This window comes from Pseudomonas sp. CM27, assembly GCF_013179515.1.
Classification (GTDB): Bacteria; Pseudomonadota; Gammaproteobacteria; order Pseudomonadales; family Pseudomonadaceae; genus Aquipseudomonas.
This window is the reverse complement of record NZ_JABMCN010000061.1, coordinates 1-24,962: the sequence shown is the minus strand read 5'-3', so window position 1 is coordinate 24,962 and position 24,962 is coordinate 1. Positions and strand designations below refer to the sequence as shown.

The 24,962-nt window shown below is 63.1% G+C and carries 21 protein-coding genes and 1 pseudogene; 8 read left to right on the top strand and 14 right to left on the bottom strand.

Translation table 11 applies throughout. The features are described 5' to 3' along the window. From HP547_RS10275 to HP547_RS10265, 3 genes are all read left to right on the top strand, one after another. A partial coding sequence (locus HP547_RS10275; protein ID WP_172286227.1) for a glutamine synthetase family protein occupies positions 1-960 on the top strand: 960 nt, incomplete at its 5' end. A gap of 168 nt (positions 961-1,128) precedes the next feature. Further along, on the top strand, positions 1,129-2,217 hold the full coding sequence (locus HP547_RS10270) for a polyamine ABC transporter substrate-binding protein (RefSeq protein WP_172229927.1): 1,089 nt from the start codon (positions 1,129-1,131) through the stop codon (positions 2,215-2,217). A gap of 13 nt (positions 2,218-2,230) precedes the next feature. Then, entirely contained in the window at positions 2,231-3,526 is a 1,296-nt protein-coding gene (locus HP547_RS10265; RefSeq protein WP_172286226.1) for an FAD-binding oxidoreductase, read from the top strand. Between the two features lie 33 nt (positions 3,527-3,559). On the opposite strand, the gene HP547_RS10260 is transcribed toward HP547_RS10265, so the two are convergent. Both HP547_RS10260 and HP547_RS10255 read right to left on the bottom strand, forming a co-directional pair. Further along, positions 3,560-3,865, bottom strand: coding sequence for a DNA-binding transcriptional regulator (locus HP547_RS10260; RefSeq protein WP_172229921.1), 306 nt, complete (start codon positions 3,863-3,865; stop codon positions 3,560-3,562). Next, a pseudogene (locus tag HP547_RS10255) lies at positions 3,846-4,227 on the bottom strand (type II toxin-antitoxin system RelE/ParE family toxin). The gene HP547_RS10260 and the pseudogene HP547_RS10255 overlap by 20 nt, the downstream one beginning before the upstream one ends. A 181-nt stretch (positions 4,228-4,408) precedes the next feature. On the opposite strand from HP547_RS10255, the gene HP547_RS10250 reads away from it, so the two are divergent. After that, a complete protein-coding gene (locus tag HP547_RS10250; protein WP_172229915.1) occupies positions 4,409-5,086 on the top strand; it encodes a DUF3313 domain-containing protein in 678 nt (225 codons plus the stop codon). Between the two features lie 116 nt (positions 5,087-5,202). On the opposite strand, the gene HP547_RS10245 is transcribed toward HP547_RS10250, so the two are convergent. After that, entirely contained in the window at positions 5,203-6,579 is a 1,377-nt protein-coding gene (locus HP547_RS10245; protein ID WP_172286225.1) for an L-serine ammonia-lyase, read from the bottom strand. A gap of 146 nt (positions 6,580-6,725) precedes the next feature. Between HP547_RS10245 and HP547_RS10240 the strand changes: the two genes are divergently transcribed. Then, positions 6,726-7,667, top strand: a complete 942-nt coding sequence (locus tag HP547_RS10240) for a LysR substrate-binding domain-containing protein (RefSeq protein WP_172229180.1) — start codon at positions 6,726-6,728, stop codon at positions 7,665-7,667. 25 nt (positions 7,668-7,692) lie between these two features. Here HP547_RS10240 and HP547_RS10235 read toward each other — a convergent pair whose 3' ends face one another. The 11 genes from HP547_RS10235 to HP547_RS10185 form a co-directional block, all read right to left on the bottom strand. Further along, positions 7,693-9,114 (bottom strand): undecaprenyl-phosphate glucose phosphotransferase, encoded by a 1,422-nt coding sequence (locus HP547_RS10235; RefSeq protein ID WP_172286224.1) that lies wholly within the window; start codon positions 9,112-9,114, stop codon positions 7,693-7,695. A gap of 176 nt (positions 9,115-9,290) precedes the next feature. Continuing rightward, on the bottom strand, positions 9,291-10,049 hold the full coding sequence (locus HP547_RS10230) for a WecB/TagA/CpsF family glycosyltransferase (protein ID WP_172286223.1): 759 nt from the start codon (positions 10,047-10,049) through the stop codon (positions 9,291-9,293). Beyond that, positions 10,049-11,236, bottom strand: coding sequence for a glycosyltransferase family 2 protein (locus tag HP547_RS10225; RefSeq protein ID WP_172229167.1), 1,188 nt, complete (start codon positions 11,234-11,236; stop codon positions 10,049-10,051). Before HP547_RS10225 ends, HP547_RS10230 begins: the two co-directional genes overlap by 1 nt. Then, positions 11,233-12,435 carry a glycosyltransferase family 4 protein gene (locus HP547_RS10220; RefSeq protein WP_172229165.1) on the bottom strand — a complete coding sequence of 401 codons (1,203 nt, stop codon included), beginning with the start codon at positions 12,433-12,435 and terminating at the stop codon, positions 11,233-11,235. Before HP547_RS10220 ends, HP547_RS10225 begins: the two co-directional genes overlap by 4 nt. A 49-nt stretch (positions 12,436-12,484) precedes the next feature. Continuing rightward, positions 12,485-13,489, bottom strand: a complete 1,005-nt coding sequence (locus tag HP547_RS10215; RefSeq protein ID WP_172229163.1) for a VirK/YbjX family protein — start codon at positions 13,487-13,489, stop codon at positions 12,485-12,487. Between the two features lie 9 nt (positions 13,490-13,498). Then, on the bottom strand, positions 13,499-14,476 hold the full coding sequence (locus HP547_RS10210; RefSeq protein ID WP_172286222.1) for a glycosyltransferase family 2 protein: 978 nt from the start codon (positions 14,474-14,476) through the stop codon (positions 13,499-13,501). A gap of 5 nt (positions 14,477-14,481) precedes the next feature. Beyond that, positions 14,482-15,006: a serine O-acetyltransferase gene (locus HP547_RS10205; protein ID WP_172286221.1), complete on the bottom strand. Its 525-nt coding sequence runs from the start codon at positions 15,004-15,006 to the stop codon at positions 14,482-14,484. An 8-nt stretch (positions 15,007-15,014) separates the two neighbouring features. Next, the gene (locus tag HP547_RS10200) at positions 15,015-15,971 is read right to left on the bottom strand and encodes a glycosyltransferase (protein ID WP_172286228.1); all 957 of its coding nucleotides are present in this window, start codon (positions 15,969-15,971) and stop codon (positions 15,015-15,017) included. Beyond that, positions 15,961-16,578, bottom strand: coding sequence for an acyltransferase (locus tag HP547_RS10195; RefSeq protein ID WP_172286220.1), 618 nt, complete (start codon positions 16,576-16,578; stop codon positions 15,961-15,963). Before HP547_RS10195 ends, HP547_RS10200 begins: the two co-directional genes overlap by 11 nt. 106 nt (positions 16,579-16,684) lie before the next feature. Next, positions 16,685-18,151, bottom strand: a complete 1,467-nt coding sequence (locus HP547_RS10190; protein ID WP_172286219.1) for an FAD-dependent oxidoreductase — start codon at positions 18,149-18,151, stop codon at positions 16,685-16,687. Positions 18,152-18,387: 236 nt separating this feature from the next. After that, complete coding sequence (locus HP547_RS10185; protein ID WP_172225046.1) at positions 18,388-19,764, bottom strand: oligosaccharide flippase family protein; 1,377 nt, start codon at positions 19,762-19,764, stop codon at positions 18,388-18,390. A 95-nt stretch (positions 19,765-19,859) separates the two neighbouring features. Between HP547_RS10185 and HP547_RS10180 the strand changes: the two genes are divergently transcribed. The 3 genes from HP547_RS10180 to galE form a co-directional block, all read left to right on the top strand. After that, positions 19,860-21,404 (top strand): O-antigen ligase family protein, encoded by a 1,545-nt coding sequence (locus tag HP547_RS10180; protein ID WP_172286218.1) that lies wholly within the window; start codon positions 19,860-19,862, stop codon positions 21,402-21,404. Beyond that, positions 21,391-23,991 (top strand): cellulase family glycosylhydrolase, encoded by a 2,601-nt coding sequence (locus HP547_RS10175; RefSeq protein WP_172286217.1) that lies wholly within the window; start codon positions 21,391-21,393, stop codon positions 23,989-23,991. Before HP547_RS10180 ends, HP547_RS10175 begins: the two co-directional genes overlap by 14 nt. A gap of 108 nt (positions 23,992-24,099) precedes the next feature. Continuing rightward, on the top strand, positions 24,100-24,962 hold an 863-nt coding region (galE, locus tag HP547_RS10170), incomplete at its 3' end, for a UDP-glucose 4-epimerase GalE (RefSeq protein ID WP_172286216.1).

Sequence of the window (24,962 nt, the reverse complement as noted above, 5' to 3'; positions counted from 1 at the left end):
CAGCCGATCGTCGCGCCCGAGATGGAATTCTACCTGACCAAACGCTGCGAAGACCCGGACTTGCCGCTGCAAGTCCCGCTGGGGCGCTCCGGGCGTGCCGAAAGCGGCCGCCAGTCGTTCTCGATCGATGCCGCCAACGAATTCGACCCGTTGTTCGAAGACGTCTACGACTGGTGCGAAATCCAGGGCCTGGACCTGGACACGCTGATCCACGAAGACGGCCCGGCGCAGATGGAGATCAACTTCCGCCACGGCGACGCGCTGGACCTGGCCGACCAGATCACCGTGTTCAAGCGCACCATGCGCGAAGCGGCGCTCAAGCACAACGTGGCCGCCACCTTCATGGCCAAGCCGATCACCGACGAGCCGGGCAGTGCCATGCACTTGCACCAGAGCGTGGTCGACATCGCGACCGGCAAGCCGATTTTCGCCAATGAAGACGGCAGCATGAGCCAGCTGTTCCTGCACCATATCGGCGGCTTGCAGAAGTACATCCCCAAGCTGCTGCCGATGTTCGCCCCCAACGTCAACTCGTTCCGCCGCTTCCTGCCGGACACCTCGGCACCGGTCAATGTCGAGTGGGGTGAAGAAAACCGCACGGCCGGCCTGCGGGTGCCCACCTCCAGCCCCGAGGCAATGCGCGTTGAAAACCGCTTGCCGGGCGCCGATGCCAACCCGTATCTGGCCATCGCCGCCAGCCTGCTGTGCGGCTACCTGGGCATGGTCGAGCAGATCAACCCCAGTGCCCCGGTGCAGGGCCGTGCCTACGAGCGGCGCAACCTGCGCCTGCCGATCACTATCGAGGACGCGCTGCAGCACATGGAGGACTGCGAGACCGTGCAGGAGTACCTGGGCAAGCAGTTCGTCCAGGGCTACGTGGCAGTCAAGCGTGCCGAGCACGAGAACTACAAGCGGGTGATCAGCTCGTGGGAACGCGAGTTCCTGATGATGAGCGTCTGACCGTCTGGGGGTGCTTTGCACCCCAATCGCCGGCAAGCCAGCTCCCACAGGTTACCCATGAGCCTGAAGCCAGCGCTGTACCTGTGGGAGCTGGCTTGCCGGCGATTGGGCTGCGAAGCAGCCCCCTTTAACACCGAACTCGAAGAACAAGACCAACGAGGTGTCCCCATGCGTCATCTGCAAACCCTGATACCCGCTGCATTCACCCTGCTGTTCGCCACCACCGCCCACGCCGTCCCCAGCGTCAGCGTGTACAACTGGACCGACTACATAGGTGACACCACTCTGGCCGACTTCCAGGCCAGCAGCGGGATCAAGGTGGTGTATGACGTGTTCGACTCCAACGAAACCCTCGAAGGCAAGCTGCTGGCCGGGCGTACCGGGTATGACGTGGTGGTGCCGTCCAACCACTTCCTCGCTCGCCAGGCCCAGGCCGGTGCGTTTCTGCCGCTGGACCGCAGCAAGCTGACGAACTGGCAGCACCTGGACCCCAAACTGCTCAAGCAGCTTGAACAGAACGACCCGGGTAACCAGTACGCCGTGCCTTACCTGTGGGGTACCAGTGGCATCGGCTACAACGTCGACAAGGTCAAGGCGGCGCTGGGCGTCGACCATATCGACTCGTGGGCGGTGCTGTTCGAGCCCGAGAACCTGAAAAAGCTCAAGCAATGCGGCGTGGCATTCATGGACTCGCCCGACGAACTGTTCCCGGCCATGCTCAACTACCTGGGCCTGGACCCGGGCAGCGAATCACCGGCCGATTACGCCAAAGCCGAAGACCGCTTGCTCAAGCTGCGCCCGTACATCACCTACTTCCATTCCTCCAAGTACGTCTCCGACCTGGCCAACGGCGATGTCTGCGTGGCCTTCGGCTACTCCGGCGACGTGTTCCAGGCTGCCAACCGCGCCGTGGAGGCCAACAACGGCGTGAACATCGCCTACAGCATTCCCAAGGAAGGCAGCAACCTGTGGTTCGACCTGCTGGCCATCCCCAAGGACGCCAGCAACCCCGACCAGGCCCTGGCTTTCATCAACTACCTGCTCGACCCCAAGGTGATCGCCAAGGTCAGCGCCACGGTCGGCTATGCCAACGCCAACCCGGACGCCAAGGCCTACATGGATGCATCACTGGTGCACAACGCCGAGATCTACCCACCCCAGGACGTGCTGGACAAGCTGTACATCTCCAGCACCCCGAGCCCGAAGATCATGCGCCTCATGACCCGCTCGTGGAGCAAGATCAAGTCCAATCGCTGAGCCGAGAACGCCCATGTCTTTCGATACCCAACACACCGCATCGTACTACGCCGCCACGGCTCGCGATGCAGCGCCCTACCCCAGCCTGGACGGCGAACTGACGGCCGACGTGTGCGTGGTCGGCGGCGGGCTGACCGGCGTCAATACGGCCCTGGAGCTGGCCGAGCGCGGCCTGTCGGTGGTACTGCTGGAAGGCCGACGCATCGGCTGGGGCGCCAGCGGGCGCAATGGTGGCCAGCTGATTCGCGGCATCGGCCACGACGTCAGCGGTTTCGCCCGGCATGTCGGCCAGGATGGCGTGCGCTACCTGAAGCAGGCCGGCATCGACTCTGTGGCGCTGGTCGCCAGCCGCATCGCCCAGTACGGCATCGATTGCGACCTGCGCTGGGGATTCTGTGAGCTGGCCAACACCCCCGCCCAGTTCGAGGCCTTCAAGGATGAACAGGATGACCTGGCCGCGCTGGGCTACCGCCCTGAAACCCGCCTGGTCGACGCCGGCCAATTGCATGAGATCGTTGCCAGCGACCAGTATGCCGGCGGCCTGGTCGACATGGGCTCGGGCCACCTCCACCCGCTGGACCTGGTCCAGGGCGAAGCCCGCGCCGCCCATGGCCTGGGTGTGCGCATCTTCGAGCAGAGCCCGGTACTGCGCATCGAGCACGGCCCCAGCGTTGGCGTGCATACCGCACGCGGCAAGGTACGGGCGAGCAGCCTGGTGCTGGGTTGCAACGCCCACCTCGATGAACTGGAACCGCGCTTGAGCGGCAAGGTGCTACCGGCCGGCAGCTACGTGGTCGCTACCGAGCCATTGCCCAAGGCACTGGCCAGCAGCCTGATCCCGCAGAACATGGCGCTGTGCGACCAGAAGGTCGGCCTGGACTACTACCGCCTCACCGCAGACCGCCGCCTGCTGTTCGGCGGCGCCTGCCACTACTCCGGGCGCGACCCCAAGGACATTGCCGCGTATATGCGACCAAAGGTGCTGAAGGTGTTCCCGCAACTGGCCAATGTGCGCATCGACTACCAATGGGGCGGCATGATCGGCATTACCGCCAACCGCTTCCCTCAGGTCGGGCGACTCAGCCAATACCCGAACGTGTATTACGCTCAAGGCTATTCCGGGCATGGCCTGAACGTGACCCACTGGACGGCGAAGCTGCTGGCCGAAGGCATTGCTGTCGGCCATAGCCAGGGCCTGGATGTGTTCAGCGCCGTACCACACCTGACCTTCCCTGGCGGCAAGGCATTGCGCTCGCCGCTGCTGGCCCTGGGAATGTTGTGGTACCGGTTGCGCGAGGTGCTGGGGTAGCAGCCAGGCAGCCGCTTCGGGGCAAATGGAGGCTTAAAGAAGAACCTGCAGGCCTTTGTCTTTAATGACATTCAGCAACTTCAAGGCAGGCCCGGAAGGGCTTGTCTCGCCCTGCTCCCATTTGCGAACCGTCGACGCACTGGTATGTAAATGCATCGCAAAGACCGGTTGACTGAAGTTGAGCGCCTCGCGCAATCGACGGATGTCCAGCGCGCTGAAATCCCGCACGGGCGCGGGACACAGCGCTTCGTAATCGCGAAGGGTGACTTTGCCGACTGCCCCGGCCTTGTGCAGCGCAACAAGGTCCTCACGTAACGATTCAATCAATTTGCTGCTCACAGCAGACCTCCATCAACACACCCGCTAGAATCGCCCGGCCAAGCGCCAACGGTGATAAGTCCAGAAAAACCTTGCCTGCGAATTGCAGCGCCTTTTGCTCTTCCTGCGTGATAGTGGCCTTGTCGCTTTTGGCGAAACCATACAGGAACACACAGCGATTGCCGATGCGGGCGGAAACCAGGGTTCGATAACCACCACGCTTGCCCATACCCTGCGCAGCTACGCGTTTTTTGAACAACTCCCCACCCAGGCTTGCATCGACCAGGCCCCTGCACATCATCCACGGTTTTGCAGAGCATTTCGTCACTGAGCCTGTGAGCAGCTTGCCAACGCGCGAAATCCTTGCGCTTGAAAATTTCCATTACACAACCCAACCATACCCGTATCGGGCATAGCTTTCCACTACCGGTCGCTGATGACTAGTTGGCATGATCCTATGTATCGGTAGGAAATTTCGCCGCCTGGACACGCGATGCCCACTGGCCAACCGTCTCGCACCTGCTAGCGTTGTTCTGGCCGACCTCTCATGGATGCCTCTTCATCATGAAATCACTGCCCCGCCTTACCCTGTTGTGCGCCGCGCTGCTTGCCGTAGCCGCCTGCTCCAGCCATAGCGTTGACCCCAAGGACTATTCCGGCTTCCTCAAGGATTACAGCCGGCTGCAAGAAGCCAAGAGCCCGTCGGGTGACCCGGTAATGCGCTGGATCGACCCCAAGGCCAACATCAACCAGTACAGCCAGGTGTTCGTCGAGCCCAGCCAGTTCTACCCCAAGCCGCAGCCGACAGCCGTCATCTCGGCGCAGACGCTGCAGGAGATCACCCGCTACTTCAATGAAGCGCTGCGCCGTGAAATCGGTAGCGTGATGCCACTGGCCAAGGGCCCCGGCCCGGGGGTAATCGTGGTGCGCCCGGCAATTACTGCGGTGTCCACCAGCAACGAGGGGCTCAGGCCGTATGAGGTGATCCCCATCGCGCTGATTGCGGCAGGCGTGAACACGGCCACCGGTGGCCGTGACCAGGATGTGGATGTGGGTGTGGAGGCTGCCTTCCTGGATGGCGCCAATCAGAAGGTGTTGGCCCAGGTGGTGCGCAAAGGCGCGGGTCAGGAACTTGAAAACGATACCCAGAAACTGACCTTGAATGACGTCAAGCCAGTACTGGACGGCTGGGCCAAGGACATGCGCGCCAGCTTCATCGAGGCGAAGCAGAAAGCCCGCTAAGCCTTGCAGCGGACACTGCAGGAGCAGCCTTGTGCTGCGAAGAGGCCGGTTCAGGAATGCAGAAACTACTTCAGCTACCGGCCTCTTCGCAGCGCTAGGCTGCTCCTACGGCAGAATCAACACTCGACGAACGCAACCGCCAGGCCGCCCCGAGAGGTTTCCTTGTAGTTGGCATGCATGTCCGCGCCGGTGTCACGCATGGTGCGGATCACCCGGTCGAGTGAAATAAAGTGCTCACCATCCCCACGCAGCGCCATCTGCACGGCGTTGATCGCCTTCACCGCAGCAATCGCGTTACGCTCGATGCACGGCACTTGCACCAGTCCGCCGACCGGATCGCAGGTCAGCCCGAGGTTGTGTTCCAGGGCGATCTCGGCCGCGTTTTCCAGCTGGGGTGGCGTGGCACCCAGCACCTGGGCCAGGCCGGCAGCGGCCATCGAACAGGCCGATCCCACCTCGCCCTGGCAGCCGACTTCGGCGCCGGAAATCGATGCATTCTTCTTGCAGAGAATGCCGACAGCCGCTGCGCCAAGCAGGAAATCCACCACATCGGCATCGCTCGTGGTCGGGTTGAATTTCATGTAGTAGTGCAACACCGCCGGGATGATACCGGCAGCACCGTTGGTAGGCGCGGTCACCATGCGCCCACCGGCGGCGTTCTCTTCGTTGACCGCCAGGGCAAACAGGTTGACCCATTCCATGGCGCTGAGCGTCGAGCCGATCACGTTGGGTTTGCCCAGCTCCTGCAGGCTGCGGTGCAACCGGGCCGCGCGACGTTTGACGTGCAGACCGCCAGGCAGGATGCCCTCGTTGCGCAGCCCGTTATCTACGCAATCCTGCATTGCAGCCCAGATACGCAGCAGGCCTTCACGCACCTCGGCTTCCGGGCGCCAGGCACATTCGTTGGCCATCATCAGTTGCGCCACGCTCAGGTTGTGCGCCTTGCACAACGCCAGCAGCTGGGCAGCACTGTCGAACTCGTAAGGCAATGCCACTGCATTCGCAGCGTCCGCCGGCGCATCGATTTCGGCCTGCTCTACGATAAAGCCGCCACCCACCGAATAGTAGGTCTGGCGCAACAGACTGCCCTGCCCGCCCATGGCTTCGAGGCTCATGGCATTGGGGTGATACGGCAGGTTCTCGTCGAGCAACAACATGTCGCGTGCGTACTCGAACGCCAGCGGGTGGCTGCCATCGAGCATCAGGCACTGCTCCTGCAGCACCTGACCGATGCGTGACTCGATGGTGGCCGGGTCGATACGGTCTGGCCACTGGCCCATCAGCCCCAGCAGGCAGGCACGGTCGGTAGCATGGCCCACCCCGGTAGCCGACAGCGAGCCATACAGCCGCACTTCGACGCGCGTTACCCCTGCCAGCAGCCCCTGCTCGCGCAGGACCTGGGCAAATGTCGCCGCTGCCCGCATGGGGCCGACAGTGTGGGAGCTGGAGGGCCCGATGCCGATTTTGAAGAGGTCGAAAACACTGATAGCCATACTAATGCCTGACCGTACCTTGATATGTATCCAAAGCACGGGTATCTAGAGAAATTGAGCTTTGACGCGATTTTGCGTGATACTGACGCCCTGGGTAACGGATGACCAACGAAACTTTCTAAGCAAGCCTTTAGTGGTACTAAACGATGAAAGGACAACTCAACGGTCAGGTGTTCGTCTGGCTGCACGTGTTCGCCTGTGCAGCCCGGCATCTGTCCTTTACCCGCTGCGCCGAAGAGCTGCACATTACCCCGGGCGCGGTCAGCCAGCAGATGCGCCAGCTGGAAGAACGCCTGGGCTACCGGCTGTTCCTGCGCCGGGCGCGTGGGGTGGAGCTGAGCGCCGAGGGACAGCGCCTGGCGCAGACGGTGGCCGAGGCCTACGGCAGCATCGAGGCCGAGCTGCTGCGCCTGGACGCGGGTGAAATCCGGGGCACCTTGCGCGTGCGCTCGATCCCGTCGTTCCTGGCCAAATGGCTCACGCCACGGCTGCCGCGCTTTCAGCAGCGCTACCCGGACATCGAGCTGCGGCTGGTGGCTGAAGACAGTGCGCAGGCGCTGAACCCTGGTGATTTCGACCTGGCCATCGACCTGAACGATGGCAGTTACCCAGGCATGCTTTCGACACCATTGCTGGATGAACAGATCTTTCCGGTGTGCTCACCCAGCCTGCTGCGCGGTCGGCCGCCCCTGCATGGGCCGGCCGACCTGGCGCACTACCCGCTGCTGCACGACATCACCGCCTGGCGCGGCAGCTCGGAATATGCGGAATGGGAGTTCTACCTCGAGGGCATCGGTGCCGCGGGCCTGGATGTGCGGCGTGGGCATACCTTCAACCGCAACCACCTCACCATCGAGGCCGCCATTGCCGGCATTGGTGTGGCGATTGCCCGACGCACGCTGCTTAACGATGAACTGGAACGCGGGGCGCTGATCGTGCCGTTCGGCGTGCCTATCGCCAACCACAAGCGTTACGTGGTGCATTACCCGCCAGGGGGGTTGAACCAGCCGGGGGCGCGGGCGGTGCATGACTGGCTGGTGGAGGAAGCCCGGGGATTCAGGGAGCTGCATCCGCTAAACAAGGAGTAGCGGCTCCCCAGAATGCTCGCGGATCCTAATACGCTTGCTTGCCGGTGAAGGCGTTCAATGTGCGCACCAGAATCACGAAATCCAGCCACAGCGACCAGTTGTTGATGTACTCGATGTCCGAGTCAACCCGCTGGATCATCTGCTCGATATCCCTGGTTTCGCCCCTGAAGCCACGCACCTGCGCCAGGCCGGTCATGCCAGGTTTGATGTTGTGGCGGGCGAAGTAATCGACGATGTCCTGCGAGTACAACGTGTCATGTTGCAAGGCATGCGGCCGGGGCCCGACCAGCGACATTTCCCCGGTCAGCACATTGAACAACTGTGGCAGCTCATCCAGGCTGGTGCGGCGAATGAAGGCACCGACCCGGGTCAGCCGCGGGTCATTCTTCTGCGCCTGCTTCACCACGCCCTGCTCCGGCTGGTGAACATGCATGCTCCTGAACTTCCAGATGCGGAACGATTCGCCGGTCCAGCCCGTGCGTTCCTGGCGGAAGAACACCGGGCCGCGGCTATCGATCTTGATGGCCAAGGCCACCGCCAGCAACACCGGTGACGCACACAGCAGGATCAGCGCCGCCAGCACCCTGTCCTCAAGGTTTTTCAAGAACAGGCTCATGCCCGTCAACGGCGTTTCCGACAGCGTCAGCACCGGGATACCGGCGATTTCCCGCACGCTATGGTTGATAAGGCGCAACGAGAAGATATCCGGCACCCAGTTCACGGCAATGCACTTGTCGAGCAGCTTGAAGTACACGTCATTGATCACTTCGGAGCCACCCAATGGCGTGACCAGGTACACGGTACGGATAGCGTGCTTGGCCACCAGCTCGTCCAGATCGGCAACATGCCCCAGCACCGGCAGCCGCTGCTTGCCCTCGGTATTCTCGCGGCCCTGATCGTCAGCGTTGTCGATCAGCACGCAACCCAGCACCCGTTCGCCGAACCACGGGTTGTTGCTGATCTTCTGATACAAAAAGTTGGCCAGGTCACCGGCGCCAATGATCAGGGCATTGTCCAGGCGCGCATGCGCGGTAAAGCGCTTTTGCAACTCACGCACCGCAAAGTGCAGGAACAACTGGGCCACGTAACCAATGACGAACAGTTGCCCGACCAATAGCCGCGAATAGGTTTCGCTCTGCTTGGTCAGGAAGGCCATCACCACCAGGAAACAGAACGTTGCCGACCACGCCTTGAACAGCCGGAAGGCCTTGATGGAAAGCCCGACGTTGGTGCGGTAGATCGCGTAATGGTCGTAAATGACCGCCAATGCACCAATCAGCAACAGCAGCATGATCACGTAATCGGAGGTGATGTAGCCGAACTGGTCGTAGATCAGGTACCAGGCAATGCCGGTCACGGCGATGCCATCGAGGCCCGCCTGGATGGCGTTGCTTACGCTGCTTCTTCTCTGGAGCAAGGAGCGACTGCTTCTGGGTTCGAAAACCATCTCAGACCTCATGAATTTGAGCGTAGCGAATGCCTTTCATCAAACAGCCAGTCTTGAAACAGCTTTTGCAAAGCCAGTGGAGCAGGATAGTGCCGCGCCCAAGCCATTGATATCACTGTAGCAGCCACCCGTTGCTGGCGAGCCGGGAATCACCCAGCACGCGCATTTTGGCCGATTTATACGGTGCGCCTGGCCGAATCCACGGCTCGGCGGTACAGCAGGGTGCGCAACAAGAACAATGGGTTGCCCACCACATAACGCATGAACAAGCGCCTGGGCTCGCGTACCAGCCGGTACAGCCACTCGCCACCCAAGCGCCGCAGCCAACCAGGAGCGCGGCTGACCTTGCCACCGAGAAAGTCCAGGATGGCTCCGCCGCACACGATCAGGCACGGGCCGCCGACGGCCGCCAACCGTGCGGCCACGGCTTCCTGCTTGGGCATCCCCATCCCCAGCACGATCAGTTCGGGACGTTGCTCGCGGGCCAGCTGCAGGTAGGTTTCGACGCTGGCAAAACCGTCGTGAACGGACACCGGCACTACGCCAAACAGGCTTTCACAGCGTTGCGCGGCCTGGTCCAGGAAGGGTTGTCGGGTGCCCCAGAACGCCACCCGGCGCCCACGGTAGGCCACCATCAGCGTTGGAATGAAGTCGGTGCCATTCATGTTCAGCCCGGGCTCCAGCCCCAGGCGGCGGTATAGCATCGCCATGCCCGAGCCATCGCGCAGCAGCACATCGGCAGCCGACAGTGCCTGGCAATAGGCGCCATCACGCACCACCAGGTTCATCGCATGGGCGTTGACGAAGCCCAGCACCGTGGCCGTTTCGGGGGTCGCCAGGCGGTCCAGCAGGTGCTGCGCCGAGGCGCCGTCTGCCACCACTTCCAGCTGGCAGATAATGCGCTTCCAGCGTTCCTGCCACAGCCACTGAGCCATCAGTCGTCATCCCTTTTTGAACGCACCCACTCGACCTGGCGCCTGATCAGGAAACTCAGGTACAAGGGAATTTTCCTTGCGGCGTAGAACGGGGCATACAGCAGTACCGAAAACGGGATCAGCTCGCGACAGAAGCGCGCCCAGGCCAGCACCACCGCCAAGCCCAGCAATGCCAGTGCACCCAGGGCGAGCCACGCCGGTGTGGCCAGGCCAAACAGCAGGTACGCCAGCCAGGTCAGCAGGTTGAGCCCCAGTAACGTCAGCACCAGCAACGCCAGCGGCGGCACCAGCAAGTCCAGGGTCATCGCCGCCAGGCTGCCGTTGCGCTGCCTGAAGGCGGCCGCCGCGCGTTTAGGGGCGTCTGCCAGCATCAGGCCCAGATGGCCATGCTCCCAGCGGGTGCGCTGGCTGGTGAGGCCTTGCTGGCTGAGCGGGAACTGGCTGGTGACCAGGGCCTCCGGGCAGAACAGTGGCGGCTTGCCCTGCTGACAGAGGTCCAGGCCCAGCTTCACATCCTCGACCAGGTGACCATTGGCCAGGTTGATCAAGGCCAGGTCGTCCCAACCGAAGGCCATGCCTGCGCCCATTAGCTGGCACGGCAGCCCCAAACGCGACCAGCCGCGTGGGCGTACCAGGTTCTTGACCCGCCAGGCGAACTCGGCCACCTGCACTTTCAACCCGGCACCGGCGGGGGCGCGCATCAGGTACAGCGACTGTACCGGCCGACCGGCCTCGCGGTAACGCCGCGCCAGGCAGTCGATGGCCCCTGCCGCGACCAGGCAATCGGCGTCGACCACGATCACCACCTCAGGCGGCTGCTCGGCCAGGTGCCGCACGCCGAAATCCAGGGCGTAGCCTTTGCCGCGCAGCAACGCATCGTGGCGCTCCACCACTTCGGCGCCGGCTTCGCGGGCCAGCTGCGCGGTGTCGTCAGTGCAGTTGTCGGCCACCACCAGCAAGCGGTCGCCTTCGCGCAATTGCGGAACAACGCTCGCCAGCGTGGCACGAATGATCGAAGCCTCGTCATGGGCGGGCACCAACACCGCTAGCCGCGGACGATCGCCGCTACCCAGCGGCCGCACCCGCACCGGCAGGCACGCCATCAGCACCTGCACCAGCAACACCAACACCGGCACCAGGACGATGACCGTCAGCAGGCCCAGCAACCAACCCAATACACTTATCATGCGAATGCCTTGAAGTAGCCGGCCAGCCTGGCCGCCTCGGTGTCGATATCGTGCCGTTGCAACACGCGCTGGTAGGCCGCCTCGCCCATCCGCTGGAGGGCCTCGGCGGGCTGCGCCAGGCAGTCGGCCATGGCGGTGGTCAGCTCGTCCACGGCTCCGGCCGGGAACAGCCAGCCGTTTTCGCCCGGCCGCACCAGTTCGGGGATGCCCGCTACATAGGTGGTCAGCACTGGCCGGCGCAGGGCCATGGCTTCCATGATCACCACCGGCAGGCCCTCGGCGAAACTGGGCAACACCAGCGCGCGGGCGGCGAGGATTTCTTCGCGCACCTGGGCACTGCTGATCCAGCCGGTGATGCGCACGTGTTGCTGTAGGCCATGCCGGGCAATCAAGGCCTCGATCTCCCCGCGCATCTCGCCGTCACCGGCCAGTACCAGCTCGAAAGCGATCGACTCGGCGGCCAGCCTGCGCGCCGCCTCCAGCAGCAGCAGCTGGCCTTTCTGTTCGCACAGGCGCCCTACGCACACCAGCCGCGGCGCCGTGGGCACGGCAACCGGTGGCACCTCATGAAAACCACGCTCCAGGCCGCAATGCACCACCTTGACCTTGGCCCAGTGCTCGTGCGCCACCCAGCGGAACAGCTGACTGCGCCCGTAAGAGCTCACCGCCGCCACAAAAGCCGCACGCCGCACCTTCTCGCCCATATGCAGAAACTGCGGCTTGTCGAACTCTTCCGGCCCGTGCACGGTAAAGCTGTACGCCGGCCCGCCCAGCGCGTTGGCCAGCATCACGACTTCGGTGGAGTTGGTGCCGAAATGGGCGTGCACGTGTTTCGCCTCCCCTGCCTGCAGCCATTGCACTACCTGGCAAGCCTCGGCCAGGTAGACCATGTGGTAAGGCCAGCTGCGGTCGGCTCGCAGGCCCAGGCGCATGGCCAGCCGCAGCGCCCGGAAAAACCGTCCAGGCTGTGCCCGCAGCACCTGCCACGTCGGCGCCAGCAGCCCCTTGAGCCCGCCTTGCAATACATAGCGGGTCTTGTCCCGTTCGCTCACGTCCTCGGCGTCCTGCACCTCGGCGTCCCACCCGCGCAGGGCGATGCGCTGCACCTCTACCCCCTGGCGCTCCAGCGCCAGGATCTCGCGACGGATGAAACTGTGGCTGACTTTCGGGTACTGATTGATGAAGTAAGCAATGCGCATACGAATCCACATCCAAACCCGCTTGATGACCTACCGCCTCAGGCAACCTTCACTTCAGGCTGTCGACTACAGGTGGTCGATCCACTGCTGATGCACTCACGACAAATGCATCCCCCTGTTTTCCTTGTAGTCCAAGGTTGCTCCCGCTGCTTGGCAATGCTGCCTGCAAGCGGTTGAAAAGATCGTCGAGCAACGCCTGGCGGCGGCGATACATCGCCCGTTTCTTCGCCGGAATGTCCGCTTCTGCCCGCTGCGCGGGTGCCAGCGGGATGGCGAAGAAGTCCTCGCGATTCGACGCTGTGGCGGCGTTTTCCTGCCAGATCACGTCGTAGTTGGCCGCCAGGTCCTGGCCTTTGTCGTTGCCAAAATACGGGTGGCGGTGATGCCGGCAGGCATCGCTGACCGCATACAGCTGCGTCACGCCCAACGTCCTGGCCAGGCACTTCAAGGCTTCGAGCAGCAGGCTGCGCGGGCGCAGGCCCTCGAAGTCCTTGGTCAGGTCGCGGTAGATGGCCAGCGAGGTTTCGCTGTCGATGCCTTTGTGAATGCCCTGCACGGCACCGATGAACAGGCACAGCTCACCCTGGCTACGGCACAGGGTGAATGCCAGGGAGGCCACGCGCAGGTCGCCCTGGAACAGGTTCAGCACCAGCTCGCCTTCGCGCTTGAACCAGATCGGCCGGTCAAGCACCAGGCGGCAGCCTGGCGAATGCGCCGCCAGATCGCACAGCGTCAGGCTTTCGTCGCGCCCCAGCAGCAACAGTGCCGGAAACTGCCCGGCCAGCACTTCAAAGTGCGACGCCACCACCTCCAGGCGCTCGGGCGCCTCCCAGCGCTGGCTGATGTAGGGCCATTGCACCACGCCGATGCAGTCCACGCCCAGCCGCTGCAGACCTTGCCGTCCCAGGGCCACCGTCATGCGCCGGCTGAACGCCTCAAGCTCAGGCCATTGCCTGGCAATCTGCAGCGTCAGCTTGTACTTGTTGTTCAACGCCCGCAACGAGTAGCCCGGTTGCAAGGTGAACACGCTTTTCACGAGGGTGCCGAGCATCATGGGTTTCTCTCACTTGTACTCGATCAACGCCGATTTGCCGGCCGCAAAGCGGTGGCGCAAGAATTTCAGCTGGCCGAGCATTTCCGGGAACTTGCCCAACACCAGAAACACCGCCTGCAGCCAGTTCTCGCGCGCCGACTTGCCACCACGGCGGGCCAGGCGTACTGCCTGTAGCGGGTAGATCAACAGCAACAGCAGGCCCCAGCTGCCCAGCAGCAGGCAGGCCAGGACGATGGCCAGCGGTATGCCCAGGCCCCACAACCAGGCCCGGCGTGACTCGCGCAGCCAGTGCCGCTCTGGCGGCCGGCCATGCAGGTAAGCCCCCTCGGCATAGGCATGTCCAGCGCGCAGGCTACGCCGCCACCACTGGCTGAAACGGGTCATGGCGGCGTCGTGCAGGGTCATTTCGGCGGCCAGGCGCCAGACCTTCCACCCTTTGGCCCGCAAGCGCACGCACAGTTCTGGCTCTTCGCCGGCGATCAGGTCGGGGCGAAAACCGCCGACCGCGGCAAATGCGTCCGCGCGCATCAGTGCATCGCCGCCGCAGGCCTTGGCCTCACCGATGGGGGTGTCCCACTCCAGGTCGCACAGCAGGTTGTACACCGAGCGCTGCGGGAAGCGCTCACGCCGGCGGCCACACACCACCGCCACGTCGGGGTGGTCATGCAGAAACGCCTGCGCCGTGGCCAGCCAGCCTGCATCCACCTCGCAATCGCCATCGACGAACTGCACCAGCTGTATCGAAGGCGATAGCTGCCGCAAGGCGACGAAGCCTTCGTTGCGTGCGCGCGCAGCGGTGAACGGGCGGCGCATGTCCAGCGCCATTACCTCCACCCCCAGGCTGCGCGCCAGCGGCAGCGAGCCGTCGGTGGAGCCCGAGTCGACATACATGACCCGGTCCGCACCCTGCGCCAGCGAACCCAGGCAGCGCGCCAGGCGCTGGCCTTCGTTGCGGCCGATAACCACCACCCCGATCCCTGTCGCCATGGGTGTCACTCCACCGCTGCCGTGGCGGCCGGTTGCCGCGCCTTGATGGTGGCCGGCACCCCCACTGCAAGCGAGTTGTCCGGCACATCCACCAGCACCACGGCATTGGCGCCGATGATCACGTTGTTGCCGATGCGGATGCTGCCCAGCACCTTGGCTCCGGTACCGATATCGACATTGTTGCCGAATACCGGGGCAATCGGTTCGTCGACATTTTTCAAACCCACCACCACGCCGTTGCGGATGCGGCAGTCATCGCCAAAGCGGGCATAGCCACTGACGACGATGCCGCCAAAATGGTCGATGACAAAGTTGCGCCCGATCTCTACCTCGCAGGGCAGCTCGATACCGGTGATGATCTGCACGAACTTGAACAGCACCTTGTAGATGAACGAGCACAGCTTGCGCAGCAGTGCCGGGCGAACGTGGTAGCGCCAGCGGCCGAAGCGATATACCAGCAGTACCCAGAAACCCTGGGCGCCCCAGTCGCCGCCATGGGCGCGCAAATCGGCACGGATATTCTCGAACATGGCTCTACCTACCTTGTCGGTTGGCTGGCGTAGCGGGTCTTGAGCAGCAGTGACCAGGTCGCCCGGCAATGCCGCCAGCAGGCCTGGATCGCGCCCCATCCGCGTCGTTTCAACAGCGCCTTGAGTGCCAGCACCAGGTCCCCCAGGGTGACGAGCAGCATGTGCAGGGCCAGGCCCGCCACGCCATGATGCTTGCGGAAGTACAGCAACTCGCTTTCGATCTGGTATGACGAAATCTGCCGGCTGGCCGCCTCCAGCTCGGCCACCGACTTGGAGCTTTCACCGCCGATGTGCACCACCGTGGTATGCGGGTAGAACACCACCTTCCAGCCCGCCTCCTTGACCCGCTTGCAATGGTCGACCTCCTCGTAATAAAGGAAGTAGCGCGGGTCGAACAGGCCGACCTGGTCGAGCACTTCGCGGCGCACCAGGTAGAAACAGCCAGGCAGCCAGTCGCATTCGCGCACCGAGGCATGGTCCCAGTTCATTTCGTCGACCATTTTCAAGCCGGGGAAAAAGCGCCCCAGCCCGGTTCGCCCGACAAACACGTTGAGGGGGGTCGGGAAGTAGCGGCAGCTGGGCTGCAAGTCGCCATCGCGGCCCTCCAGGCGCACGCCCAGCACGCCACACTCCGGGTGGGCATCCATGTAGTCGACGGTTTTCTGCAGGGAGTCGGCGGCGACGAATGCATCGGTGTTCAGCAGCAAGGCGTACTTGCCTTGCAAGTGCGCCAGCAACTGGTTGTTGGCGCGGCCAAAACCGATGTTCTGCTTGTTGCTCAGCAACAGCGCTTGCGGGCACACCTCGGCCAGGCGCTGCACCGAGTCGTCGGCCGAGGCGTTGTCCACCACCAGGTAGCTGGCCAGCCGTTCGCTGTCGGCCTGGCGCAGCGCATCGAACATGGGCTGCAACAACCCGGCGGTGTTGAAGTTGACCACCATCACATCCACAGGCTTAGCCATTATTGCTGTCCCCGAAGAAATACTGGCGCCGTTGCGCCCTGAGCATCGGTTCCACCTCCGGGTCGTAAGCACCCTTGCGTTGCTTGACGATGTCGATCCACGGGTAGGCTTCGCAGCGTGCCTCCACCCGCTGGATCAACGCCTCGGTGGTGCAGATGAAGGTGGCCGGATTGCCGCCATAGACAGTCCCGGGCGGTACGTCCTTGGTAACCACCGCGCCAGCCGCCACGATCGACTCCGGCCCGATGGTCACGCGGGGCATGACGATGGCACCGTGGCCGATGAAGCAGTTGTCCTTGATGTCGATGAAACCGACCGAGTCCAGGTGCTTGCCGAAGCGGTGTTCGATCAGCAATACCACGCCGTCATGACCGATCAAGGTACAGTCGGACAACCCCACGCTGTTACCGATGCGTACCAGCGACGGGTCGGTGATGTTGCACCCCTGGTTGACAAAGAAGTTGCTGCCCACCGAGTGGAAACCGCCCCAGCGGGCCAGGTAGGCGCCCCACTCCAGGCCTGTTGGGTTGAAGAACCTCTTGTAGAACGAGGTTCCCCGCCCGGTTGCGTGGACATAACGCGTCACGGCACTACGTATCCATCCCTTCATACTGCCTGGCCTCGCAATCATTGCAATCTGGACTGTCCCTGAGGCGCTTCGGGGCTCGTTCTTCTAGGTACTGACCGCCGCGCACTCAACCCATGTACAACATGCTTCACGCTGCGGCGCCGCTGGCCGCTCTCATCTTGGCATCGAGGTGGTCGGCCAGCCGCACGGCAAACTGCAACAACGGCATGGTCGGGTTGGAGGCGCCGCCCTTGGCAAAGATACTGCTGCCGGCGACGTACAGGTTTTCGGTACCGAACACCTTGCAGTTGGCATCGACAACGCCGTACTGCGGCGAGGCGGCCATGCGCGTGGTGCCCATGTGGTGGGCATGTGGCGCCATTTTCAGCGGTATCGAGGTGTCATAGACGAAGTCGTTGAGCTTGACGAAGCCCAGGTCCATTTCGGCAAACTGCTGGGCCAGTTCGCTGCCGATGCATTTGATGGTATGCCGGTCATCAGCGCTCAGGGCCCAATTGACATTGACCTTGGCCACACCCAGCGCGTCCTTCTCGTCCAGCAGCGAAATGCGGCTTTGCAAGTTGGGAAACTGCTCGATCATGGTGCTGATCACGCCGTCACCGGGGCAGCTGAACTTGGCGACGAACTCGACCTTGCTGGAAATACCCATGTCGCAGGCCAGGTTCTCCAGAAAATGCTTGACCTCGGCCGTGCGCCCATAGGTTTGCACGTCGGCCAGCAATACGGCCGTGACATTGCCTTTACCGGCCTTGTACTCGTCGACGAAGGCATCGGTGGTGTAGTACTGGCGGGGCTCCGGGTCCTGCCCTGACTTGAGGATGAAAGTGCCCAGCTCGATGTTCAGGTGTTCCATGAAACACCCACCGACCAGCCCCTTCTTGCTCACCACGCCTGCCGCCAGCAGTGACTGGCTGTTCAGCAACTGCCGGGCATTCTCGATGGCGCCGGTGGCCAGGATGAAGTTGCTTGCCACCAGGCGCTGACGGTTGTGCTGGTAGTCGGACAACACCACCGCAGCCAGGCGGCCGGAAGCCGTGTCGAACTCCAGGTCGACACAGTTGCAGTTGATGAACACGTCCAGGCCCTTGGTCTGTTCAAGGGCCGTGGCGTATTTCTGCGCGAAACGCGTAGGCGGGCTGAGCAGGAAGCGATCAGGCTCGAAATCGCCGCCGTTGAGCCCGGTATTCATTGCATGGAATTCCGCCCCGCTGGGCAGGTCGACGATCTCCATGGCCGCTGGCAGGTAGCCTTCAATCTCCGAATAGGGGATCGGCCAGCCAGGCAGCTCGCCAGGCGGGGCGAGGGTGAAGTCGGAGGGGGTGAATGGCCGGCAACGGCCGGCCCAGTGGTTGGAGGTGCCACCCAGGTAACGCAGGCGGGTTTCCTCGGCATACAGTTCCAGGCCCGTGGATTCACAGGCATACAAGCCTTGCGACTGCAGCGCGTGCTCGCGCCCCCCGCCTTCGGCGAGCAGCACGCTCCAGCCAGCGGCGGCCAGGCGCAGGCCCAGCGTGATGCCGGCAGGCCCGGCACCGACGATGCAGAAATCGTAGCTGTCGCGCAGCGTCTTTTGCTGCTGATAGTCATTGATCATGCTTGCGCGTTCCGGAAGTAACGGGACGGCAGGACCCAGCCGTTGATCACCACAAAACCGGGCTTTTCAGCGGATTTGCCAACGACCGCCGACGAAGCGCCAAACACCGCGCCACCCACGCCCAGCAATACACAACTCTGAAGAAAGCCCCGACGACCCAACTGCGCAGTACAAAACGTAAGCTTCCCCATGATCCCGTGACCTGTACCATTGAAAGTTTTACCCTGCAAGCTGCGTCACAGCCAGTTGAAGAAGGCTGTCAGCAGCGCCCCGCACAGCGCCCCGACCGGTAGCATAGGCAGCACCACCAGCTCACGTTTGAGGCTGAATATATCCAGTTTGCAATTCACATACACGACCAGCACCAGCGTCGGCACGGTATGCAGGGCAACCCCCCAGATCGCCCACTCCACACCGCCCAGCGCCAGCAGCAGCGGTAGCAGCCCCCACAGTGAGACCAGGCGGATGATGTTGTCCATGGCCTGGTACTTGGTCAGGCCCAAGGCAATCCATACCTGATGTGCCAATGTATAGCGCAATGTGAGGAACGAGAGTGAAAGAATTGCTAGCATAGGGCCAGCTTCCTGGTAGCGCTCGTCGTACATCCAGCCGATCAGCAACGGGCTGGCGGTCAAAAAACCGCCACAGATGAACAACACCAGCAGGTCGACCAGCAGGCGGAAGCGGTGATACAGCGCCTTCAGGCGTGCCTTGTCATCGGCCCGCGCCGCTTCGCTGAACGCGGGCAGTGCCACAGCGCCGACCACTTTCATCAGCGCGGTCTGCACCGCGCCCAGAATCAGCACGGCAATCGAATACACGCCCAGTTGCGCCGCCGACATACTGGCGCCAAACAGGATCCGGTCGCCGTACATGGCCAGCACACCCACCATCGACGACAGCAGGATCCAGCGGCCGAACACGATCAGCTCGGTCAGCGCCGTGCGGTCCCAGCGCAAGTGGTTGCCGGGGCCTTCCAGGGCGGTATGCCCCAGTACGGTCCAGGCCACGGCCGATACCAGGCCGGCGATAACGAGCGCCCAGATCGAGTGGGTCAGCAAGCCCATTACCAGCATCACCACCAGACCGGCGACCTGCGAGGCCAGGTCCACCAGCACCACGCGCTTCTGTTGGAAAGTTCTGACAGCGACATCTATCTTGGTGGACTGGAAACCCCAGATGAGCGCCGACAGCCCGGTCACTGCCAGCACCATCGGCAGCACCGGCGCGGCATAGGTGGAGTCGGCCGGCCACAGTTCGGCCACCTGGGCCAGCCACGCGCCAAAGGCCAGCAGCAGGGTCAGGCCAAACAACAGGAAGCCGCGGATGATCTGCACGGTCCAGGCGGTATTGAGGAAGTCCGGGTCATCACCCCGGTGGCTCTGGATGATGTTCTGCCGCAGCCCGACGTCCGACAGCAGGTGAAGGAGTACCGAAACCGTGGTGGCAATAACCATTACCCCGAACATTTCCGGTAGCAGCAAGCGCGCCATGATCAGGTTACCGCCCAGGCGCATCACCTGCGACGCGACCTGCGAGAGCAGGTTCCAGGACCCGGCTCGCAGAGCCCGGTCGCGCAGGCTCGCGGCAGCTGTCACATCAATCGACGGCATGACTTCAATCTCTGACTGATTGGCTAAAAGTCACTATAGTTTCAATTAGCCACGATGCTAGCCGTTGCCCACCGAGGGAAAGGTGTACATAGCCGATGCCTGAACATTTTCGTGCGTTGATCGTCATTCTGTTTCTGGCAAGCGTGGTGTTCGTGCTGTCGCGCCGCCCTGCCACCGACCTGATCCCGCTGGGCGACTACAAGCGCCGGCGCAACCTGTGGTTCCTGCTGACTGTGCTGGCCTTCGTGTCGCACAGCTTCTGGCTGTACCTGGCCGCCGGCGGCGTGATCCTGTTCATCGCCGGGCGCCGTGAACATAACCCCATGGCGCTGTTCTACATGTTGCTGTTCCTGATTCCGCCGGCATCGGTGCAAGTGCCCGGGTTTGGCGTGGTCAATTACCTGGTCGACCTCAACCACATTCGCCTGCTGACCCTGTGCGTGCTGCTGCCGGCGGCACTGGCCTTGCGCCAGCAAGGCGACACCCTGCGCTTCGGTCGTACCTGGCCCGACAGATTGCTGGCCGCCGGGCTGGTGCTGATGAGCGTGCTGTACCTGCGCGAGACTACCCTGACCGACACCTTGCGCCAGGCGCTGTACCTGTACGTCGACGTGTTCCTGCCGTATTACGTCGCCAGCCGGGGCCTGCGCCAGGTCAGCGACTTCAAGGACACCCTGCTGGCGTTCGTCCTGGCGTCCTTCGTGCTGGCCCTGATCGCCGTGGCCGAGTACGTGCGTCACTGGTTGCTGTACAGCGCCCTGGTCGACGCCATGGGCGTGCCATGGAGCATGTCCGGTTACCTGAGCCGGGGCGGCTCGCTGCGCGCCAGTGCCACCACCGGGCAAGCCATTGCGCTGGGCTATGTGATGAGCGTGGCGATTGGCTTGTTCCTGTTCGTGCAGGGCTATGTGCAACGGCCGCTGCATCGCGCCATGGGCGCCCTGCTGCTGGCCGCCGGCCTGTTCGCGCCGCTGTCGCGCGGCCCCTGGATCGGCGCGGTGGTGATCGTGGTGGTGTTCATCGCCCTTGGCAAAGGGGCGGTCAGGCGCCTGGCGCTGCTGGGTGGAGCCGGCATGCTGGCCCTGCCCCTGCTGACCGTGGTGCCAGGCGGTGAAAAGGTGCTGGACCTGCTGCCCTACATCGGCAACATCGAAAAAGAGAACATCACCTACCGCGAGCGCTTGATGGACAACTCCTGGATCGTCATCCAACGCAACCCGTTGTTCGGCTCGTTCGATTTCCGTAACACCCCGGAAATGCAATCGATGATCCAGGGCGAAGGCATCATCGACATCGTCAACACCTACATCAACCTGGCACTGCGCGTCGGGCTGGTCGGGCTAAGCCTGTTCGTGGCGTTTTTCGCCGTGGTGCTGTTCGGCATCCGCAAGGCCATGCTCAGCTTTGCCGACAAGGACGATGAGCGACGACAGCTTGGCCGGGTGCTGTTGGCAACGCTCATCGGCATTCTGATGATCATCTTCACCGTCAGCAGCATCACCTTCATCCCGGTCGTGTACTGGTCGATCGCCGGGCTGGGCGTGGCCTATATCCAGATGGTGCGCAGGCTGCACAGCAGCCAGGCCATCGAACTGGCCGACCCCGGCCTCAACCCAGGTAATCTCCATGACCGTGCTTGATCTACGTCACCTGCTGCGCTTGTCGGCGTTGGCCGGCCTGGCCCTGTTGCCTTTGGCAGGCTGGGCGTCGGCCTGGCAGGTCAGTGTCGATGAGCAGAATGGCCTGCCCACGGTGACCCGTGGTGGTGGGCCGGTGATGCAGGCCAAGTTCGACTTCTGGGCCGCCAACTGGAGCTGGACCGGCTTCTACACGACATTCAAGGTCAATGGCCCCTACCACTACACACTGCAGGGCAAGAACAAGGAGCTGGACTTCGACCTGGCAGCCGACATCCGCAAGGAGCAGCCGCAAACCCTGAGCTGGGCCTTCGACCTCGACGCCCACAGCCGTCAGAGCGGGGTGATTGGCGGCGGCATGGTGTTCCAGTTCGACCCGGCGCAGATCGCCGCAGGCATGGGCGCCCCGCAGCTGCTGCCGGGTAATCGTGGCTGGTCATGGGGCCAGGTTGACCAGGGCCGACGCATCGAAATGCGCTTCGACCCGCCACTGGCCAAGGTGTATTTCGAACGCGGCAACCCTTCCGAGTTGCGCGCTTTTTTGTACGACAACCCGATCAACGCCGGGCGCAAGCAGATCAAAGCGGTGCTGAACGTGACCGGCGACATCGACCTGGGGCCGACCCCAACCGAACGCTTTGGCCTGGCCGACCCCGCCAGCTGGCCCGATGACCAGCTGGACTGGCGCACCTCGCCGGTGGATCTGTCGTTCCTCAATGCGGCAGAAAAGCCCGCCGGCAAACGCGGCTTCGTCAAGGCGGTCGGTGAACAGCTGATGTTCGACGACAACACATCAGTGCGCTTCTGGGGCACCAACATGTCCGCCTACGCGCTGTTCAAAAGCCCCGACGAAGAAATCCGCCAACAGGCCAGGCGCCTGTCGGCACTGGGCTTCAACCTGGTGCGCCTGCACCACCACGATTCGCCGTGGGTCAGCCCCAACGTGTTTGGCGACGGTACGCTGGTGCGTGATACCCAGCAGCTCAGCGCCGAGTCGCTGCGCAAGCTCGATCTGTGGATCAAGGCACTCAAGGATGAGGGCATCTACATCTGGCTGGACATGCACGTGCAGCGTGCGTTTACCGCCGACGACAATATTGAAGACTTCAATGAGCTGCCCGAGAAGGAAGGTCGCGTCGACCTGAAGGGTTACGCCTACGTGAACGACAGTATCCAGAAAGCGATGAAACGGTTCGCCGAGCAGTACCTGACCCATGTGAATGAATACACCGGCCTGGCTTACAAGGACGACCCGGCCATCGCCGCCGTGCTGATCACCAACGAGAACGACATCACCCAACACTACGGCAACGCCCTGATGCCGAACAAGGATGTACCGCAGCACAGCAAACGCTACATGAAAGCGGCCGAAGCCTTCGCCAGGCAGTACGACCTCCCCGTCGACCAGACCTGGCGGGCCTGGGAGCATGGCCCGTCGAAGCTGTTCCTCAATGAACTGGAGCAGCGCTTCAGCACCGACATGATCGCGCACTTGCGCGGCCTTGGGGTCAAGGTGCCGATCGCCACCACCAGCACCTGGGGCGGCAATGGGCTGAGCGCACTGCCTGCCCTGACGGTGGGCGATGTGATCGACGCCCACAGCTACGGTGCCATTGGCCAGCTGGAGAAAAACCCGCTGACCAGCGACGGCATGATCGACTGGATCGCTGCCGCCCAGGTGGTCGGCAAGCCACTGACCGTGACCGAGTGGAACGCCGAGCCATTCCCGCTGCCTGATCGCCACTCACTGCCGCTGTACGTGGCCGGCACTGCCAGCCACCAGGGCTGGGACGCGATGATGCAGTACGCCTACAGCCAGCAAGGCTTCAACCCAGGTTGGCGCACCGCAGACAACTGGCACGCGTACAACGATCCGGCCATGCTCGCCACCCTGCCCGCTGCCGCCCTGCTTTATCGGCGCGGCGACGTGAAGCCGGCAACCACCCACTACGTGTTCGCGCCCACGCCTGCCACCCTGTACGACCAGGAAATCACCCCGCGCAATTCGCCACTGTTGCGCACCGCCATGGAGAAAGGCCGGCTGCAGATTGCCTTGCCGCAGACCCCACAACTGCCCTGGCTGAAGCCCGCCGCCCTCCCCGCTGACGCGCAGGTGCTGCACGACCCGCAGCAATCGCTGCTGGCCGCCGATGCCAGCGAGTCGGTGACCGACACCGGCGAACTGAAGCGCAACTGGCAACAAGGCATCTACACCATCGACACACCGCTGACCCAGGCCGCCAGCGGCTGGCTGGGTGGCCGCTCGATCAGCCTGGGCGCGCTTGAGGTGCAAACGCAGACACCCTACGCCAGCGTGGTGCTGCAAAGCCTGGACGGCAAACCCCTGGGCCAGTCGCGCGAGTTGCTGCTGTCACTCGGCACCCGTGCCATGCCCAAGGCCGATGACAAGACACCGTTCAACGTAGAACCGCTGCAAGGCAGCCTGACAATCAAGGCGCCTGCAGGCCTGAAACTGTTCGCCCGCGATGCACAGGCGCAACTGAAGGCCCTGCCGGCAGCCTACAAGGATGGGCATTACACCGTCACTTTCGATGGCAACTACATGTCCAACTGGCTGTTCTTGAAATAGAGCATATGGCCATCTACGCTCAGGTCACCGGTAGCTGATCATCCCACCTGCACGTTTCAGGGACGGTTCACTGCGTCTGTACAACACAGCAGAACACAGGAGGTGCGGATGAAGTTTCTGGTAGTGGGTGGCGCGGGCTACATTGGCTCGCACATGGTCAAGCACCTGCTGGGCAGCGGCCATGAGGTGGTGGTGGCGGACCTGGTATCACCCGGCCCGGGCATCCAGTGGGCCAAACTCGACATTGCCGACGAACCCGCACTGGATGTGCTGTTTGGCGTCTGCCGCTTCGACGCCGTGTTTCACTTTGCCTCGTTCATCCAGGTGGGCGAGTCGGTGAGCGCGCCAGGCAAGTACTACCAGAACAACGTGGCGGCCACCCTCTCTCTGTTGCAGGCCATGGTCAATGCCGGCATCAGGCATCTGGTGTTTTCTTCGAGTGCCGCCGTTTACGGCAACCCGCAGTATGTCCCCATCGACGAAGCGCACGCCAAGGGGCCGATCAACCCTTACGGGCTGAGCAAATGGATGGTCGAGCAGATCCTCGAGGACTTCGACCGGGCCTATGGCCTGAAGTCGGTTTGCCTGCGCTACTTCAATGCAGCGGGTGCCGACCCGGAAGGCCAGCTCGGGGAGCGTCACGATCCGGAGACCCACCTGATCCCGCTTATACTGCAGGCCGCATCAGGCCGCCGCGAGGCGGTGACGGTGTTCGGCCGCGACTACGACACCGCAGATGGCACCTGCATACGCGACTACGTGCATGTGGCTGACCTTGCCGCGGCGCATGCGCTGGCGGTGGATTACCTGCTGGCGGGCGGTGAACGGGCCGCGTTCAACCTGGGCAATGGCCTGGGGTTCTCGGTGCAGCAGGTGATCGATACCGCCCGGTCGGTGACTGGCCGGCAGATCAATACCCTCGACGCGCCGCGTCGCGCCGGCGACCCGCCGCGGTTGGTGGCAGATGCGAG